Genomic DNA, 14,143 nt, shown 5'->3' on the forward strand with positions numbered 1-14,143 from the left:
ATGAATAACCGTCAAGGTAACCAATCATTAGTACTGAACTGCAGCTCCGCACTGCTTTGCTTAGCCTTAAGTGCCTGCACCACCCCTATGCACTCACAACAAGATAAGCTGTGCCAGCAGCAGTCAGATCAATATTGTCATTACTTCGGTACACAAGTTCCTTATCAACGACAGGCAAATCTCGCACTACTCAATAGTCAAACAGAGGGCGTGGTACTTAATTCTGATGAAAATCAGATGATTAGTGCGGACTTTTATCAAGAAACCGTCCTTAACTTACAGCTTTCTGTGGGGGATAAGCTACATATTAGTATTTTTAATGGGGATGATTTCAATGCCGACGTTGAGATTGATGCAAACGGACAAATTTACTTACCTTATTTACCGCCGATTTTAGCTAAAGGCAGTAATATTAATACGCTTAAAACAAAGATCGCTCAAACCTTGGTAAACGAGCAACTAATGCACCCTAATAAAATTAGGATCAGCATCAGTCCAATCGCTTGGGCTCCTATAGAGGTCACTGTACTTGGTGCCGTGTTTGAACCTGGCCAACATTTGATAAATAAAAAATCCGATACCGAAATCAAAGACGACGATAAAATTCATAGCGGAGATCAAGCACTAGACAGAACTATTAGTGCCGCACTGCGTTCATCTGGTGGTGTGCGCCCAGATGCAAAAATAAATCAAGTCTGGGTTATCCGAGGAGATAAACAGTATTCTTTTGACTTAACGGGCGTAATGAACGGTGAACCAGTTCCCGATTTTTTATTAAGTGCGGGAGATCAAATCCTCGTTCCCAGTTCCCACAATTTCCAAGACAAACTAGTACGGCCTTCACAAATTACTATACCAGGTATAAGAGTTTTTATTTCAAATTTAACACAGCCAGCCAGTAGCAATTCTCAATCTGGGCTCGACACTGAAGCAACGCGTTTCCCCTATGGCACACGCTTACTCACAGGAGCGATAGCGGCAAATTGTATAGGTGGAGCTCAAAGTACTAATGCTAGCCGTCATGTACTTTTAGTAACCCGAAATCCCTTATCCGATGAAACCGATATTGTTGAGCGATCAATGGATAGCTTGATCCGTCAGTCTTGGCAACCCCAAATGAATCCAGTGCTGCTGCCTGGTGACGGCATAGCCTGTTATGACTCAGGTATAACCAATATTCGAGAGATAGCTCGCAGCCTGACCGATGTGCTGATTCCCACCAGTATTTTGGGTTTACTCTAATACTGAGGACATTATGATGAAAGCACGTCATGAGACACATCAACTGTTGTGGATAAAACGCGCTCTCGTCAATGGCAGCAATTTATCTCCAATAGCGCGCCGTAAGTTATACATAAAAACCGTACTATTAACTTTAGCTTTGATCTGGCTACTTGTACTCGTGATACTGTTCATCACTCCAACGCGCTACACCAGTAAATGGGTATTAATTTTACCCGGCGCAGGTGCTGGCGCCATGGTAAGTTTAGATAGTATTGGTCAAGCAAGCAGTTCAAGCAGTTCACCTTATTTAAGTTCGGCAATTGATCCTCGCGAAAACTATAAGGCTATTGCTTTGAGCGATATTTTACTCAGTACAACGGCCAAAGAACTAAATATCACGGCTTCGGCATTAGGTATGCCTAAACTGAAGTTACCCAGTCAAACCGGCTTAATGGAATTCACTATAAATGCCGCGACTCCAGAGTTAGCCGAGAAAAAAGCATGGGCACTATATCAACATTTACAAATAATGTTGTCACAGCTCAGAACAGATGAAATCCTTATCCGGGAAAATGGGGTCAGAATTGGACTCGAAGGATTCGCCAGTAAAGTAAAACAGAGTCAGTCAAATATTTTAGCATTCCAATCAAAAACAGGGCTGGTTTCTCTCGATCAATTTAAAGAAGTGGCACTCACAATAGAGCGCCTTCGTCAAAGCCAAGTCAATCTCAGAGCCAAACTTGAAGGCGGGCTAGCCAGTCAACACCTATTGGAGTCTAGCCTGTCGCTTACTGCCAGCCAATCTGCGGATCTACTCAAACTTAAGAATGATCAATTATTCCAGCAGTTATTGCTCAAATATACTGAGTCCAGCTCACTCTTAGTCAGTTTAAGCGGTAATTTTGCTCAACAACATCCCCAAGTTTTAACTGCAAAAACTGAACAAAAAGTCATGCTAAATGCACTTAATAGTCGTTGCCAGAAACTCCTTTTACGTTGCGATCCACAATTAATGGTGATCCTATCTGTGGATGATATTGATGGCCGAGCCGAATTGATGCAAAAGCTAATTAATTTCGCCACTGAAAATGCAGGGTTTAGCGATGAACTAGCATCATTAACTGAACAAATTGACCTATGGGAAACTCGCTTAAAACACAGTAACGATGATGCCGCTAAATTAGAAGATTTACATCGAGACCATCAACTGGCGACGGCAGTATTTACCTCTGCAATTGCTAAAATAGATGTAGGTAAAGCTGATATTTTCTCTGCATATCCTTTATTACAACTATTTTCACCGCCCAGCCGTCCAGAAAAAGCCGATAAGCTAGGGTTTATTTTGACTCTCATTGGTGGCATTGCCGCCTCTATCATGGTAATTGCAGGATTGAGTATATTATGGATACGCAAACCCTTACTCCAGAGAATCCTGACGAACGAGTAGTTTGGCTAGCAATTACTGGGACCTACATCTTTTGGATCCTTGGCGCTATGTATTTAATAGCACCAGTAATTGGTTGGATTTTAGTTCTTAAGATCATTGGACGAGTACTCTTCCATGCCGAAGGTATACGCATTTCTTTTCCCGTAATAAGTTGGATTGGCGCGATGCTACTCATGTTATTTGCCCTAGTCATTGGGCATTTAATAGAAGGGTTGGGTCTTGCTCAGCTGATAAAATCCTCTATCGGCTGGGCAAAGGGCTGGGCATTATTGGCTATTTTCCCACTCATAGGCGGAATGCAAATAAGACCAGAATTAATTTATCGGGCTAGCTGTGTGGTCGGTAAACATACATTAATACTATTTCCATTATTCATTTTAGCTTGGAGAGTAGGTTTACCAAGTACGCTCTATGTCTCACCGTTAAGTATTATTGGTGGTCCTGGTCCTGAGTTTTTCAGCGTAAGCCTATATGAAATCGACCCTGGTAGCGGAATTCCACGCTGGCGCCTATTTACTCCATGGGCTCCTGCTCTTGGTATGGTGGGTAATCTGTATTTTTTATTTGCTCTTCAGGAAACGGATAAACGCTATCGTTTGTACGGGATCATTGGGAGCATAATCATGGTACTCATTTCCCAGTCAAGACTTGCGATACTTTGCTGTTTTGCACTAATCGTTTATTTCAATTTTATTCGTTATGCTAAATATCCTTGGCTTTATCTGCTATTGAGCCCAGTCTTTTTATTGGCCGGGGTGCTCGGAGAGACTGTGCTATCCACGATAGAATCAAGCATTCATAGCGTCAAAGCTGCCAGAGCAGATTCAACTCGTGTGCGCGAAGCTCTTGGGAATATTGCCGTCGAACGCTGGGCAAATGAGGCCGTAATATGGGGTCATGGCATAGTTGAACGTGGTCCCCATATGGTTGAATACATGCCAATAGGCTCACATCACACTTGGTATGGGTTATTATTCGTAAAAGGTATTGTCGGTGCTATAGCGCTTGCATTACCACTGATAGTAAGCGTTTGCTGCCTACTATCCTCTGTTATGCAATCACGGCTTTCTGCCGTTGGTATGGCAATTATACTCATACTACTGTTATATACTTTTGGAGAAAATCTCGAGATCCTTGCTTACCTTTTCTGGCCTGGATTAGTTATTCTCGGCGCCGCTCATACTCAAACTAAATACCCCACCAATTAAGCCTTATTTTACGATACCGGCCTCTTACGTGTTATTTGCATCTTGATTTGCATTTTGCAACTAACAAATTTTTATAACGAAAGCATCGACTATACTCATTATCACAAGCAAACCTAAGATATTGTTATTTAATAAAATAAATAAAATTTTGAATTATGGCACAGAAACTGTATTACCTCATCAGGACAAACTCAGTTGAATAGGTTGTTTGATGAAAACGTTAGCGCAGATAGGTGCCATATGGCACATACAAGGCACTAAACGCCTTGCAACTAATATGCTTTGGCTTGGTTCAGCACAGGTATTAGGGCGTGTCGTTCGTTTAGGCAGCAGTATTATTCTTGCGCGTTTACTCACGCCAGATATCTTTGGCCAAGTGGCAATTATTCTAACTTCGTTTGAAATTATAAGTATTTTTATTCGCAGAATAACCTCTGCACCATTAATAAAAATGCAAGACTCTGATTTCATATCCCATTTAGCCAGTGCCAACGGACTTAACTGGTTTGTGTGTTTATCGTCTTTTGTTGCCTTGAGCTTACTCAGTGGCCCCATCGCTATTTACTATCAAGATATGTCGATAGTTAAGCCTATGATACTCATGGCAACAAGCTTCTTATTACTCCCCTTTGGTATGATCTATGCCACAGCAAACTTAAGAAACAATAGAATGCGCGTTGTTGGTAGAGCAAGTCTTTGGCAAACCATTGCTGATAGTGTTCTTACTGCAATATTGGTACTTTGTGGTTTTGGAATATGGGGAATAGTTATTCCCAAAGTGTTGGTAGTATTAATTTGGATAGGGATCCATCGTTATCACAATCATCTCACCATCAGTTCGACATCAATTTTTGATAGACAAGGGAAATATTTTATTAAACATTCCTGTGCACAAAAATGCCGGAATTTATTGCACTTCGGACTTATGGTAGGTATTGGGGATTTTAGTTTAGCATTAAGACAGAATATCGATTATTTATTAGTAGGTTATTTTTTAGGCGTAGAAGCACTTGGTGTATATTTTTTTGCAGTAAATGCCAGTTTAGGTGTAAGCCTTGGCCTAGTACAAAGTTTTGGTACCGCGTTTTACTCCCACCTCTGTCATCCCGATAGTGAAAACGCATTACAGAAATACCGTCACGCCCTGCTCAGTATCATGTTAGTTACACTTCCCATTATTAGCTTGCAAAGCATACTCGCACCTTGGTATTTACCGATTGTTTATGGCGAACATTGGCTTGATGCTGGCGCTTTGCCTATATTTATTTTGCTGTGCTTAAGTGGTTTAACGCGCCCATTAGGTGAAGCTGCAAGCCAACTGCTCATCTCAAGCGGCCTAAATCAATTAAATCTCTTGTGCAATTTTGGATTTGTTGCGCTTCTCACTCTTGCTATAAGCCTAGGATCACTGTGGGGACTTACAACTGTCGCCATGAATATCTTCGTTTGCTACCTGATTTACATGCCACTATTTGCTTATTTTGTTATGAAACCCACGGCCAAAAAACTTGGCTTAATCACTCTATCTCCCTCATTAGGAGGTTCATTATGATCCCTTCAGTTTCAGTCATTATGCCTGTTTACAATGTTGAAGCCTTTGTGTCTAAGGCGATTCAGTCCGTGTTAGCTCAAAGTTATACTGATTTTGAACTCATCATAGTGAATGATTGCGCAACCGATAACAGTTTAGCTAAATGCCAGAACTTCTCCGATAGTCGCATAAGAATAGTGACCCATACTGCTAACAAAGGGCTGGCCGCGGCGCGTAATACTGGAATACGCCACGCAATTGGTCGCTATGTGGCTTTTATCGACTCGGATGACCTTTGGCATCCTGATAAATTAATGCTCCATGTTGAGCACCTGAAAAACTCTCCAAAGGTAGGGATCAGCTTTTCACGGTCTAGTTTTATTGATTACCATGGAAATCCTATTAACTTTTTCCAAATGCCACAATTAACCAACATAAATCCTGGTCATCTACTGTGCAGAAACCCAGTTGGTAATGGTTCCGCCCCTGTGATCCGCCGCGAAACATTGAATGAAATCCGTTTTCAAGCATTGAATCATACCGAAAGCTACAGTTGTTATTTTGATGAAAATTTTCGCCAGTCAGAGGATATTGAATGCTGGTTTCGTATTTTGGCCACCACACAGTGGAAAATGGAAGGTATTCCCGAACCCTTAACTTATTACCGATTAAATCATGGTGGTTTATCGTCAAACTTAACTAAGCAGCTCGCGTCTTGGGAGCAAATGATAACTAAAGCACGCCGTTTCGCGCCTAAAATCTTAAAGATTCACGAAAATGCAGCTAGAGCCTATCAACTTCGCTATTTAGCACGGCAAGCTATTCGCCTTGGGGATGGGAAAATGGCAAAAAATCTAGTTAATCAAGCTTTAATTACCTCGCCGACAATATTGATCACAGAGACGAGTCGCACACTAACAACGCTATTTGCAGCTTATTTGCAGTGGTTACTACCCAGCAGTATCTACAAAATCTGTGAAACTGCGGGGCAGTATTATATAGGATACCGCCAAAAAATGCGGATTAAACGTGATGGTGTAAAGCCTTCAGTATTGTCATCAAATCTTAAGTAATCTTTATCGACCTTATCCCGCATATGCACATGCGGGTTAATAACCCTAACGTTAAACTTTATCACTGTAGTTCGTTTGATTTATTCCGACTTTTATTTGCAGCTTGCATTGCAAACTGCAAATAAGAAATTTTCTTTGTTAAAAAATAAGTTAAATCAATGATTTTCAATGAGTTTAAAGTATGGCCTACATTGTGCATTGTTAGGTAAAGGCTCTGAGTTAAATAATAAGTAGCAGTAACTCTTGAGCAACCAATAAAGTCAGTTAGGAGTTAATGATGAACACATTGAACCTGAGTAAAACATGTATACCAACTCTTTGGTCAATACAATTCGCAGATCGCATTATCGCACTAGCTGCATTGCTGCTTTTCTTCCCTCTAATCTCATGTATTTATCTTTATCTCAAAGTCATGAATAAAACTAAGCTAGAGCGCGTTTATATTCATGGAACCGATAACCTGGTCGGTTTATATCAATTCCCCTATCAAGGGTGGACTCATCAACTACCTGTTATTATTAATATTATAAAAGGTGATATAGGTCTACTGGGTGATGAAGTTCATTTTTCGTTTGAACCAAAACCAGTGCTTTTTTGCCGTCCAGGCTTAGTGTCAATTTCATCGATGCAACGCAGGATAGGCATCGACTTTGAAGACAGTTTACCCTCTTTACGGAAAGCATATTCAAGTCTGTGGAATTACCTTTTAGCTTTAGTCAGAGTCACAATTAATAGTGCATTAACTTCCAACAAGACATCACAAGCAGAGCGAATTTCACTATTTGGGTTGTCACTACACAATGCAACGATGAATGGCATGCTAAATCTTATTGTGTCGAAAGCAAAAACACCGGCGAAAAGCCTAACTCAATTTGCTTTTGTTAATGCTGACTGCCTCAATAAAGCTTACACAGACAGTCAGTACCATCGTGAGTTAAATAACTGTGAAGCGATTTTTGCCGACGGAATCGGCGCTAGAATAGCTTGCCGTTGGCTAGGTGTTGGATTAAAAGCTAATCTCAATGGCACCGATATGCTCCCACTACTTTGTGAGCAATTGATAAAAGAAGAACTGTCCCTGTTTTTATTAGGCGGCGCACCAGAAGTGGCACATCAAGCTGCGCAACAATTACAACTTTCACATCCTATGCTTAAGATTGCGGGAACTCATCATGGTTTTTTCCATGAAGCCGACACGAAATCGGTTCTTAAAATCATTAACTCATCAGGTGCAGCAGTTTTACTTGTTGCAATGGGTGCACCTAAACAAGAACTGTGGCTTGCAAAATATCATTCTAAGTTAAGCCCCGCCGTTGGTATTGGTGTAGGTGGTCTATTCGACTTTTATTCTAATCGCATCAACAGAGCACCACTCTGGTTAAGACAAATGGGTATGGAATGGATTTGGCGCCTAATACAAGAGCCTAGGCGCATGTGGCGTCGCTACATATTTGGTAATCCTTTGTTTTTATTAAGAGTAAGAAAAGAAGTACGCCAACTTAATAATCAGAAACCACATCAATCTGAAACAAAAACCAACGTAATCAACTATCCAAATTTGAGTAAATCCAGCACACAGCAACGCTGCGGCCGTATTCAACTGCGCTTATTACTTAATCGTATTGCCAAACGCAGTTTGGATGTGAGTGTTGCAGCATTTGCATTGGTGTTACTGGCGCCCTTACTTCTGCTTGTGGCGTTATTCATTCGCCTCGAATCACCAGGAGCGGTCCTTTTTAGCCAACAAAGGGTTGGGAAGTTCAATCACACTTTTACTATGTGGAAATTCCGATCTATGTATCAGGATGCAGAGGCTCGCTTAGCAAGCCTACAAAAGGCTAACGAAATGCAAGGTGGGGTTATTTTTAAAATGAAATGTGACCCCAGAATCACTCGCATCGGTAAATTTATTCGAAAAACCTCTATCGATGAGTTACCTCAACTTTGGAATGTTATACTCGGCGATATGTCCCTTGTTGGACCGCGCCCAGCATTACCTAGAGAAGTCGCTCAATATAGCCCCAGTGACCGCCGTAGATTACAAGTAAAGCCTGGAATTACTTGTATATGGCAAGTATCTGGACGCTCAAATATTCCTTTTGACAGGCAAGTCGAGCTGGATGTTGATTACATCTATCAACAGTCTCTAACTGAGGATATCTATTTGTTAATTAAAACAATCCCTGCAGTTATCTTCAGTCGCGGTGCCTATTAAGGAGAATGCTATGCAAGCCATTATTTTCGCGAATCGTCATGGAAATGAGTTATCGCCATTGGATGAGCAATATTGCCCTGCGCTACTACCAGTGGGAAATCGAGCCTTAATTGAGTATACGCTCGAAGATGTTGCAGATGCAGGAATCACTCAAGTTAAGCTGGTTATTTCAAGCCATGCTGAAAAGATAGAAGCTTATTTAGGTGATGGTAGCCGCTGGGGTGTAAAGATTGAATATTTCCTGACTAAAGTACAGGAATCGGTTACTCAAGTTATGTCACGAATGAAACTGGATTTAAATGAGGAAACCTTAGTTGCTCGAGGCGATATATTGCGCTCTCCTTGTATAAATTGCTTCGTTAATTATAGCAAAAACATAAAATTACGCTTAGTACGCCCGAAGCTAGCTGATTTAAATCCAGGATTATTAATGCTGCCAGCGGCCCAAAATCACTTACATTTACTCGATTGGCCATTAGACAACACCACATTATGTGCGGAAGCTATAACTGAAATTTTACATGGTCAATGCGCCATGCTCGATAGCTTTGAATCCTATCTTTACGCCAACTTGACAATCGCAGATGCAAGCTTTTACGGGCTGACAGCCTCGGGACGTCCGAGTGCCAGTATCAAACCGACTAAATATTTTTACTTAGGAGCCAAAACAAGAACAGGGTTACTTTCGCGACTACATGCTTGGGGAGCCATAGGTGAACAAACATGGATTGCACCTAACGTAAACATGCAAAATAAAATTGTTATTGGCAATAAGTGTCTGATTGAAAAAGATTGTAATTTAAATGATTGCTTAATTTTAGATAATAGCTTTGTTGGCGAAGGTCTCAATATTGATAACTGCATTATTAGTCAGAATGTACTTATTAATGTAGGGCTAAAATCCGCGATAAAAATCAATGATCCTAGATTAATTTCCACAAGTCATAAACAGATACCCCATACTGAGTCTTTTTTAATTCGGCTAATTTCCCTATTATTATTATGTTTAAGCCTGCCACTCTGGCCCATACTGTTTACTTGGGGAGTCATACATTCATGGCATGGCTTTATCAAAATGCAATTAATAAGTAATCAAAATAAATTGCTTAACAGTTGGCGCTTTAATATACCATATCAAGGTCTTGCATTATTACCTCAGCTTTACCATGTGTGCCTCGGAAAATTGCATCTAATGGGATTGAGTGCAAAAACAGAGCAATCACCATATACAGCACAAGAACCAAGTAAGCATGGCGTTTATGGCCCAGTTCAATTACTCGCACCATATGCTATACCAGAAGAAGAAAAAATCATTATAGAGCAAGACTTCAAGACAAAGAATAAACGTGATCAAGTTCGTCAACTATTAAAACAAAATTCTAGGGCTGTACATTCAGCCTTGGGTACACAATCAATACAAGCCCATATTGACTCTCACTCAAGCAAGAGGAATTAATCATGAAATCAATCATCACTTATGGTACCTATGATCTGTTCCACTATGGTCATGTGAGATTATTTCAAAGACTCAAAGCGATGGGAGATAAACTTATTGTTGGTGTATCAACAGATGAGTTTAATTCTCTCAAAGGAAAAGTGGCTTTTTTTAATTACCAGCAACGTATAGAGATGATAAGTGCCTGTAAATATGTAGATTTAGTGATACCTGAAACTCACTGGCAGCAAAAAGCTAAAGATATTGTAGAACTCAATGTGAATATCTTTGGTATGGGTTCTGATTGGCAGGGGAAATTTGATTATTTAAAAGAGTTTTGCCAAGTGATTTATTTGGAAAGAACAGATGCTATTTCAACCACTGAAATCAAAACCAACTTGGCAGTCCCTCGCTCAAACTGCATCAGATTGCCATCCTCCGCCTTGATTAAGTGAGGTTCATCATGAAAACAAACTTATTTACTTCATTATTAAAGAAATGTATTTATGGTCTTTCATGGTTTTTTCCGCGGCAAGGAAATAAAGCTGTATTTGGTTGCTATAAAAACCTTTTTGCGGATAACAGTAAATATTTATATCTGCACTGGCACAAAAATAAATTTATGCATGTAATTTGGATTAGTGGTGATGCATCACTAGTTAACGCGCTGAGGAAAAAAGGATTTATCGCCTATGAACGATGGAGTTTAGAAGGTGTTTATCATGCACTAACGGCAAGGTTTTACATATATAATAGTTATATTGGTGACGTCAATCAGTGGTTTGCTAGTGGTTCAATTAAAATCAATCTCTGGCATGGTTCCCCGTTGAAAAGGATTGAGTTTGATATAGACCACGGACCTCTAGCGCATAAGTATCAATCCAATTCATATTGGCAAAAAACTTGGCATTCACTACTGTATCACCAAGAATATGTTCGACCTCAGTTGATGCTCAGTCCAAGTCCATTAGTTGACCGTTTATTTTGCAGCGCCTTCAGATTACAAAAAAAACAATTGCTCAGTTGCGGTAATCCAAGAACTGATTTTTATCGCCGCTATCCGGATAAATGTCAAAGTATCAATTCAAAACCTGATGGTACAAGCTATAAAAAGGTCATACTGTATGCCCCATCTTGGCGAGATGCCAACTTAAGTAATACTGAAACAGTACAATCCCCCTACGAAAAAGCCTTCAACTGGGGTGTGTTATCCCAGTTTTTAGTCAATTCAGACTGCTTGTTTTTGTTAAGATTACACCCGAATGAAAGACATTATGCTAAACACTTTAGTGCATACCCTAATGTAAGAGATATCAGCAGTTGGGAGGATGTCTACGGTATCTTACATCAAGTAGATCTGTTACTTACGGATTATTCATCTTTATTTATTGATGTATTACCGTTAAATATCCCTATAGTTTTCTACCTTTTCGACCATGAAAGCTATATTAAAAATAGCCGTAATTGTTACGAATATAGTCAATGTCTACCACAAGCTGGGCTAATTGCATATGGGTTCGAAGAATTAATAAACATATTAAAAAATAATACATCAAAAAAACAGACAGAAACGTTACATCTTGCCTATACACAATTACAAAAACTCTATTGGCAAGAAATGAATGAACATTCAGACTGCTTTGAGCTGCTTGAACGTTATATCTGTCGCCGCAATTTACTAAAGTCTCCATTAAATACACAAATTAGTTAAATAGGTCTTTAAACCAATCCCAAATTCCTAATGATATCTCGGGGAAAATATTAATACCTAGGGATGATTTCAGTAGATATAAGAGCAGCAGTCCAAACAGTACGCTCAGTAGCATAAAACCGAGCACTAATGTAGAGAAGGCCAGCAATGAAAACCGCTTTTCACGGCGAGTATAAGCGCGTTTATTTTTACCTAAGAGAAACACATAGTAAAAACGCCACTTAATAAATGGAAGCGAAAAAGTACCACGACTATCAACAAAATGCTTACCCCAAGTACGGTCACCTAAGGCAATTCTAATACCCATTAGTTGCTCATTCGTATAGCTATCACTTATCTCCGGCGGCAACTTTGAAAGTAACTTGGAAATAATGGGATCTTGTCGAATATTCGCTAGTTCGGCTATGTAAAACTCTTCTAATTTTTCCATTTTTTTTAAGAAAATAGTAACTCACATTATAGACCGAAAGCGATAAAGCCACAAAATACATAATGTTCTGGTCTAACACCATCGGACATATATGGGGTTCAGTCTGTGGTGGCTTAACAATATTAAGCCATTGCCAAGATTTGTTGAGGACGTGAAAGTAGAAAAAACTTCAAGCCGTTGCGGTCGAGTTTGACGGTGCTCCATGAATGTGAGGCAATTAAGTCGGCAAAATAGCGCTTTAAATCATCGGAGGTCAGGGTATCGGGGCAGCAGTCAAAATATGCTGCAATACGGCGTATAGCTCGGCTATAGGCATCAATGATTGCAGGCCGCTTGCCTTGCAAGGTTAAGTTGGTAAGATGTTGTTCATAAAGTAAATCAAAGCGTTGTTGTTCGAGAATGTCCATGATGATACTCCTAGGTTTGCGACCGAAGCTGGGCGCGCCTAACAAGTATTTAGGACGAGGGTGAAAAGGATGGCTTTATCCTGTTCCTACCGCAAAGCGGCTTCGTTAAATCGGGTAGCCGGAGGTATCTAGCCTCCAGCCCCCACACCACCCTGCATGCGGCTCCGCACAGGGCGGTTCATTTAGAACGCCTAACCTGTTTTCTGGTTCGGATAGTGAACCGCGATCCATCCATCTCTCAGTGAATACAATCCTGCTTTCTTAAGATACTCATTACTCAGCGCTTGCTGTATTCCTGGTGTTTTCGAGCTCCGCCATGGGCCTTTACTTGTGATCCCACAAGCAACGGCAGCTTGGATCCTGACGCCACGTTTAAGTAAGTTTTGTACCTTAGTCCGCGGTTTTCGCCACTGACGCCAGTAGCACATACGCACTCGACGACGGATCCAATGGTCTAAATCGACACACCCTTGATAAGCGTTGGCTATGCCAAAGTAGTTGATCCAGCCTTGCATGTATTGCCGTACTTTAAACAATTGATATCCCATGCTAACGCCCCAATTTCGGTTCGTCAGGCGTTTCATCTTTTGTTTAAAAATGTGTAATGTTTTAGCATGCCACTGGATCTTCCCGCGGTTAAAGGTAAAACCGAGGAACTTGCTTTGCCCTACCTCTACCACTTGGCTTTTCTGTTCATTAACAACCAATTTTAGCTTAGTGGCAAGGTAGCGAGTAATACTCTTGAGTACCCGCTCTCCCGCTCGAATAGACTTTACCAAAATGATAAAGTCGTCCGCGTAGCGGGCGAATTTGTGCCCTCGGCTTTCCAGCTCTTTATCAAGACTGTCCAACATAATGTTAGAGAGTAATGGCGAGAGTGGGCCGCCTTGAGGCACGCCTTCGAAGCTTGCTTCAAATTGGTCGTTGACCATCACACCAGCTCGCAGGTATTTACCAATAAGCGCCAGCAGACGCTTATCCTGTACCTTGATCCTCAATTGAGTCATCAACAGGTCGTGATTTACTCGATCAAAGAACTTGGACAGATCAACATCGACGGCAAATTTGCGCTTCTGTTTGATGATATCTCTGACTTGCAAGACCGCTTGTTTGGCATTCCTATTCGGTCTAAAGCCGAAGCTATTAGCCGAGAAGAAAGGGTCAAACAACGGCGTGAGAATTTGAGCAATAGCTTGCTGTATCACACGATCAATGACGTTAGGGATACCCAGTTTGCGTTTACCGCCATCGGGTTTGTCGATCTCTACGCGTCTGACTGCTGAAGGGTTATATTCACCTCGTTCCAGTAGAGATTTACACCGTTGCCAACCGCCTTGTTGCATCCAAAGCGGGAAGGCTTCGATAGTCATGCCATCGATGCCAGCCGCGCCTTTATTGGCTTTAACTTGACGCCAAGCTCGGTGTAGATTTTCAGGTTCGAGTAGTTGTTGGAATAAATCGC

The 14,143-nt window shown here is 40.9% G+C and carries 12 protein-coding genes; 9 read left to right on the forward strand and 3 right to left on the reverse strand.

The features are described 5' to 3' along the window. From Q4Q52_RS21285 to Q4Q52_RS21325, 9 genes are all read left to right on the forward strand, one after another. Positions 1-1,242 (forward strand): polysaccharide biosynthesis/export family protein, encoded by a 1,242-nt coding sequence (locus Q4Q52_RS21285; RefSeq protein ID WP_311891389.1) that lies wholly within the window; start codon positions 1-3, stop codon positions 1,240-1,242. Positions 1,243-1,255: 13 nt separating this feature from the next. Further along, positions 1,256-2,671 carry a hypothetical protein gene (locus Q4Q52_RS21290; RefSeq protein ID WP_006083681.1) on the forward strand — a complete coding sequence of 472 codons (1,416 nt, stop codon included), beginning with the start codon at positions 1,256-1,258 and terminating at the stop codon, positions 2,669-2,671. Further along, entirely contained in the window at positions 2,626-3,879 is a 1,254-nt protein-coding gene (locus Q4Q52_RS21295) for an O-antigen ligase family protein (protein ID WP_006083680.1), read from the forward strand. Before Q4Q52_RS21290 ends, Q4Q52_RS21295 begins: the two co-directional genes overlap by 46 nt. 211 nt (positions 3,880-4,090) lie before the next feature. After that, the gene (locus tag Q4Q52_RS21300) at positions 4,091-5,431 is read left to right on the forward strand and encodes an oligosaccharide flippase family protein (protein ID WP_063883078.1); all 1,341 of its coding nucleotides are present in this window, start codon (positions 4,091-4,093) and stop codon (positions 5,429-5,431) included. Next, complete coding sequence (locus Q4Q52_RS21305) at positions 5,428-6,483, forward strand: glycosyltransferase family 2 protein (protein WP_063883077.1); 1,056 nt, start codon at positions 5,428-5,430, stop codon at positions 6,481-6,483. The genes Q4Q52_RS21300 and Q4Q52_RS21305 overlap by 4 nt, the downstream gene beginning before the upstream one ends. Positions 6,484-6,760: 277 nt before the next feature. Continuing rightward, positions 6,761-8,698 carry a WecB/TagA/CpsF family glycosyltransferase gene (locus Q4Q52_RS21310; RefSeq protein WP_014615282.1) on the forward strand — a complete coding sequence of 646 codons (1,938 nt, stop codon included), beginning with the start codon at positions 6,761-6,763 and terminating at the stop codon, positions 8,696-8,698. 10 nt (positions 8,699-8,708) lie between these two features. Next, positions 8,709-10,154, forward strand: coding sequence for a sugar phosphate nucleotidyltransferase (locus Q4Q52_RS21315; RefSeq protein WP_006083677.1), 1,446 nt, complete (start codon positions 8,709-8,711; stop codon positions 10,152-10,154). Positions 10,155-10,156: 2 nt separating this feature from the next. Beyond that, on the forward strand, positions 10,157-10,588 hold the full coding sequence (locus Q4Q52_RS21320) for an adenylyltransferase/cytidyltransferase family protein (protein WP_006083676.1): 432 nt from the start codon (positions 10,157-10,159) through the stop codon (positions 10,586-10,588). 8 nt (positions 10,589-10,596) lie between these two features. Then, positions 10,597-11,844, forward strand: a complete 1,248-nt coding sequence (locus tag Q4Q52_RS21325) for a CDP-glycerol--glycerophosphate glycerophosphotransferase (RefSeq protein ID WP_006083675.1) — start codon at positions 10,597-10,599, stop codon at positions 11,842-11,844. Here Q4Q52_RS21325 and Q4Q52_RS21330 read toward each other — a convergent pair. From Q4Q52_RS21330 to ltrA, 3 genes are all read right to left on the reverse strand, one after another. Next, positions 11,837-12,274, reverse strand: coding sequence for a hypothetical protein (locus tag Q4Q52_RS21330; protein ID WP_006083674.1), 438 nt, complete (start codon positions 12,272-12,274; stop codon positions 11,837-11,839). The genes Q4Q52_RS21325 and Q4Q52_RS21330 overlap by 8 nt on opposite strands. A 122-nt stretch (positions 12,275-12,396) precedes the next feature. Beyond that, on the reverse strand, positions 12,397-12,681 hold the full coding sequence (locus Q4Q52_RS21335; RefSeq protein WP_311991628.1) for a phage integrase N-terminal SAM-like domain-containing protein: 285 nt from the start codon (positions 12,679-12,681) through the stop codon (positions 12,397-12,399). Between the two features lie 191 nt (positions 12,682-12,872). After that, positions 12,873-14,143 (reverse strand): group II intron reverse transcriptase/maturase (gene ltrA, locus Q4Q52_RS21340; protein WP_311991629.1); only part of this gene is annotated, 1,271 nt, incomplete at its 5' end.

Origin of the sequence: Shewanella sp. SP1S2-4 (assembly GCF_031932075.1) — a bacterium.
GTDB lineage: Bacteria > Pseudomonadota > Gammaproteobacteria > Enterobacterales > Shewanellaceae > Shewanella > Shewanella baltica.

Excerpts from the sequence above, each read along its gene's own strand:
- Q4Q52_RS21320 (WP_006083676.1), top strand. The coding sequence starts at position 10,157 with ATGAAATCAATCATCACTTATGGTACCTATGATCTGTTCCACTATGGT.
- Q4Q52_RS21305 (WP_063883077.1), top strand. The coding sequence starts at position 5,428 with ATGATCCCTTCAGTTTCAGTCATTATGCCTGTTTACAATGTTGAAGCC.
- Q4Q52_RS21310 (WP_014615282.1), top strand. The coding sequence starts at position 6,761 with ATGAACACATTGAACCTGAGTAAAACATGTATACCAACTCTTTGGTCA.
- Q4Q52_RS21295 (WP_006083680.1), top strand. The coding sequence starts at position 2,626 with ATGGATACGCAAACCCTTACTCCAGAGAATCCTGACGAACGAGTAGTT.
- Q4Q52_RS21285 (WP_311891389.1), top strand. The coding sequence starts at position 1 with ATGAATAACCGTCAAGGTAACCAATCATTAGTACTGAACTGCAGCTCC.
- Q4Q52_RS21325 (WP_006083675.1), top strand. The coding sequence starts at position 10,597 with ATGAAAACAAACTTATTTACTTCATTATTAAAGAAATGTATTTATGGT.
- Q4Q52_RS21290 (WP_006083681.1), top strand. The coding sequence starts at position 1,256 with ATGATGAAAGCACGTCATGAGACACATCAACTGTTGTGGATAAAACGC.
- Q4Q52_RS21300 (WP_063883078.1), top strand. The coding sequence starts at position 4,091 with ATGAAAACGTTAGCGCAGATAGGTGCCATATGGCACATACAAGGCACT.
- Q4Q52_RS21335 (WP_311991628.1), bottom strand. The coding sequence starts at position 12,681 with ATGGACATTCTCGAACAACAACGCTTTGATTTACTTTATGAACAACAT.
- Q4Q52_RS21330 (WP_006083674.1), bottom strand. The coding sequence starts at position 12,274 with ATGGAAAAATTAGAAGAGTTTTACATAGCCGAACTAGCGAATATTCGA.
- Q4Q52_RS21315 (WP_006083677.1), top strand. The coding sequence starts at position 8,709 with ATGCAAGCCATTATTTTCGCGAATCGTCATGGAAATGAGTTATCGCCA.